3 protein-coding genes and 1 pseudogene are annotated in these 4,427 nt (G+C 34.8%); all 4 read right to left on the reverse strand.

Features of this window, described 5'->3' with window-relative positions:
• Positions 1-212: 212 nt before the first annotated feature.
• Positions 213-1,655 carry a tRNA uracil 4-sulfurtransferase ThiI gene (gene thiI, locus MV052_RS00550; protein ID WP_297439928.1) on the reverse strand — a complete coding sequence of 481 codons (1,443 nt, stop codon included), beginning with the start codon at positions 1,653-1,655 and terminating at the stop codon, positions 213-215.
• Between the two features lie 11 nt (positions 1,656-1,666).
• The gene (locus MV052_RS00555; RefSeq protein ID WP_297439930.1) at positions 1,667-2,245 is read right to left on the reverse strand and encodes an adenylate kinase; all 579 of its coding nucleotides are present in this window, start codon (positions 2,243-2,245) and stop codon (positions 1,667-1,669) included.
• A 4-nt stretch (positions 2,246-2,249) separates the two neighbouring features.
• Positions 2,250-4,007 (reverse strand): aspartate--tRNA ligase, encoded by a 1,758-nt coding sequence (aspS, locus tag MV052_RS00560; RefSeq protein WP_297439932.1) that lies wholly within the window; start codon positions 4,005-4,007, stop codon positions 2,250-2,252.
• A 48-nt stretch (positions 4,008-4,055) separates the two neighbouring features.
• A pseudogene (locus MV052_RS00565) lies at positions 4,056-4,427 on the reverse strand (hypothetical protein); the annotation flags it as partial.

Consider the following 4,427-nt stretch of genomic DNA (forward strand, 5'->3'; position numbering starts at 1 on the left):
CTGGAGTAAATAACCTTAAAGGTCTTGTAAAATTTGCTTCATTCTCAAAAGGTGATGCAACTAATGGTTATGCTGCTTCTCAAAATGACAAAACTGTTGGTTGGGTACAATTAGATTATAAATTCTAGGGAGTACCAAAAATAAACTTTCAAATTTCATATAACTCTGAGTTTAGACAAAGTTTTTCTTTGTCTAAACAATCAAAGTTAAAATTAGTCGGGTCGATAAACCCGAATATTTTCATACCCTTTTGCATCTCGTAGATACTGTGCATGCAGTTGACTCATAATCCCTTTATCACAATAGAAAAGATACTCTTGATCTTTTGGTAGTTTTTCAAACTCTATTTTGAGTTTATGAAATGGAATTTTAATGCTTTTGCATGAAGTTTGTATACACTCATCTTCAGGGCGAATATCAATGACTACAAACTCTCCTTTACTCAGATCTTTAACTACTTCAATAGGTGCTAAATTTGCTACATCATCTACAATTTCGTCAATACTAAGATATTGTGCTTCTTGGACAGCTTTATCTAAAACTTCATAATTAAATTTTTGTGCGATCTTCTCCATGCGCTTAAAAGAGCCATGGGTGGTAGGATTTTGAGAAATGACACCACAATATTCAGGCATATTTTCAGCAAAATAACGTGTACCTATATCGTTAGCTATTGAGATGATCTCAGGCTTATTCATGGTTGCTAAAGGACGAAGTATTAGTTTATTTGTCACTTGGTCAATAAGAGCAAGATTACGAAGAGTCTGACTTGAAACTTGCGCAACACTTTCACCTGTCACAAGTGCATCTATCTCCATAGAATCAGCAACTTTTTGCGAAGCTATAAGCATTAAACGCTTGAGTGTAACACCCATATATGTTGGTGGAGTTGAGCGAAAGATTTCTGTAAGGACATCATCAAATGCAACAGAAATGAATTTTACTTTATGCGAAGAACCAAACTTATTCCAGAGGTACAGTGCAACTTGCTTGACACCAATTTCATGCGCCATACCACCAAGATTAAAAAAGATAAAATGCGTTTTAATTCCTCTCTTCATAGTAAGATATGATGCAACAGTAGAATCAAATCCGCCAGACATAAGAGAGAGTATATCACCTTGTGTTCCTATGGGGAAACCACTAAGACCTTTGTACTTTGTAGAAATAAAGTTGAGTTGGTCTTGGATAAGTTCCATCTGTACAATTACATCTGGATTTTTGAGAGATACACCTTTTGCTTTTGAATTAGCTAAAAGATGACCACCCACTGTTCTTTCTATATCTATAGAAGTAAAGGAGTGTTTTCCTGTACGTTTTACTCTAACAGCAAAAGTTTTGTCCCTAAGTTTTTCAGATACTAGCTCACGAATTTTTGCTTTTATTTTATCAATTGTATCCATTTCATCAAATTGTAAAACTTCTAGAATTTGCTCTATTCCTGGTGTGTCTAAAAGTCTTTGTCGCACTTCAGGTAGTGAATCTCTTGGTGTTAAAACCTCCATCTTGTCAGAAAATTTTCTTACTTTGATATCGGGATTTATACGCTGTAAAATTGCAAGTAGATTATTGTAGAGTTGACCAACCATCTGGCGTTTTGCAGATGGTCCTTTGATCATAATTTCGGGAAAAAGTTTTAAAATGAATTTTTGCACAACTATGGCCTTTAGATTTTTGATTGAATGAAGTTTTCCATCTCAGATACTATTTCCTCAATACTTCCTTCACCGGAAATTACTTTTAAAACATTTTTTTGTCTGTAAAAATCTCTAATTTCTTGCAGTGGTTCTGTATAAACACGCATACGATTGTTAAATACTTCATTATTGTCATCTGCACCGCGGGCACGTCCAAGCACTCTGTCTCTTGCCGTCTCTTCACTTACAGCAACTTCAATAACACTTACAAGCTCAATATCTTGATTTTTTTGTAGGTATTTGTCTAGTTCCATCATTTGTTCAAGACTTCTTGGATAACCATCGATGATAATGATATCTGTTGGAGATGATTTAATGGCATTGATAATAGTTTCTATAACAATATTAATAGGAACTATTTCACCTTTAGAGATATATTTGTTTATCTCTTTTCCTCTTTCGCTTTGGCTTGCTACTTCAGCGCGAAGCATGTCACCCGTAGAGTAGTGTGAGATATTAGGATGTTTTTTTGCTATAAGTTCAGCATCTGTAGTTTTACCAGAGCCAGGTGCTCCGATAATAAGAAATAATTTTTTCGTGTTTGACATAATATTACGCTTTTGTTTGTTCACGTAGTCTTATATGTAAATCACGGAGTTGTGCATTGTCAACAGGGCTTGGTGCTTTTGTAAGCATACAAGAAGCTTTTTGTGTTTTAGGAAAAGCTATGACATCACGGATACTTGATTTTTTAGTTAAGAGCATGATAAGTCTATCAAAACCAAGAGCAAAACCACCATGTGGTGGTGCTCCAAATTTGAGTGCATCAAGTAAGAAACCAAATTTTTCTTGTGCTTCTTCTTCTTCAATTCCGAGTAGTTTAAATACTTCTTCTTGAATTTCTTCTTTATGAATACGAATAGAACCACCACCAAGTTCAGTACCATTTAGAACGATATCATAAGCGATAGATTCTATCTCTTCTACATCTTCTTTGTCTGTGTCTTTTGGCATTGTAAATGGATGATGTAGTGCTTTGACACGGCCATCTTCTACTTCAAACATTGGAAAGTCAACAACCCATACAAACTCATATGCATTTTCATCTATAAGATTCATTTTTTCATGCTCTGCTATGAAGTTTCTAAAGCGTCCCATATAATCCCAAACTGTTTTTTTATCGCCTGCACCAAAGAAAACAACATCACCAACTTCAAGCTCTGTTCTTTCAATAATCAGTGCAATATCTTCTTCACTAAAGAATTTTGTAAGTGGACCTTTTAGACCATCTTCTTTCATCTGAAAGTATCCAAGACCATGAGCACCAAACTTACGAACAAACTCTTCAAAACCTTTCATTTCACGTTTAGAAAATATCAAATCAGCACCAGGAACTTTTAAGGCTTTGATACGGTTGATATGTGGTTTTTTAGCAATATTTGTAAAAATTTCATTATCACAACGCTCAAAGATGTCAATAACATCAACCATTTTAAGGTCATATCTTAAGTCAGGTTTGTCTGAGCCATACCATTCCATAGCATTGTTGTATGTGATACGATTAAATGGAGGTTTAACTTCATGACCACAAGCACCAAACATTGCAACGAGTAAATCTTCTGCAACTTTGATAACATCTTCTTGTGTACAAAAACTCATCTCCACATCTATTTGAGTAAATTCTGGTTGACGATCAGCACGTAAATCTTCATCACGGAAACATTTTGCGATTTGAAAATATCTATCAAATCCACCAACCATCAAAAGTTGTTTGAAAAGTTGTGGTGATTGAGGAAGGGCATAAAATTCACCATTATGAACACGAGAAGGAACGAGATAATCTCTTGCACCTTCTGGTGTAGATTTTGTAAGTATTGGCGTTTCAACTTCTAAAAATCCATTTGCATCTAAAATATTTCTTGCTGCGATTGCTGCTTTTGAGCGAAGACGAAATACTTCATATAAATCTGGATCACGAAGCTCTAAATAACGATACTTCAGTGTAGTCTCTTCACCAACTTTTTTGTCACCGATGACAAAAGGAAGAGGTGCCGATTTGTTTTCAATGATAAGCTCATCTACTACTATTTCTATTGCACCAGTTTTTAAACGTGGATTTGTAAGTCCTTCACCACGAAGACGTACTTTACCTTTTGCTATTAAAACGTACTCGTCACGAACACTGTTTGCAACTTTATGAGCCTCTTTAGAATCTTCTGGATCACAAGTGAGCTGAATGAGTCCAGTTTTATCACGTAAATCTATGAAAATAATTCCACCATGATCACGATAATTATTCGCCCAACCAGTCAGAACAACATCTTCTCCAACATTTGTTTCATTTAAATTTGTACAGTAATGAGTTCTCAAAGTATAGAATCCTATATAATAATTTTCGCGATTATAGCTAAAGTTGAATTAGCCCCGACTTATATGTGAGGAACTCGTTGAGTTCTTTTTGATGAGTTTTTTAATTTGCTCACTAGTGTAAACTTTTTTTGCAGGATTTTCATTCAAGAGATCAAATCTAATTTGCACTGTAAGTTTTCCAAGTGCATCACTGAGTTGGTAGTCATCTCCATCAAGTGTTCCATCTTTAGAGAGTTTTGATAGAACTTCTAAAAAGTTGTTGTATTCGTTTAAAACAGCGGGTGAAGCAAAGATAGCTAGCCGGTGGGTAACAAATTGTAATTTTGTAAGCTCTTTTTCACTTACGATATTGTTTACAGACATATCTTCCATTAAATCCAATAGTCTTTCATAGGTTGCAGCTTTTAAATCAAGAAATTT

This window comes from Sulfurimonas sp., assembly GCF_026988655.1.
In the GTDB taxonomy this organism is placed as follows: Bacteria; Campylobacterota; Campylobacteria; order Campylobacterales; family Sulfurimonadaceae; genus Sulfurimonas.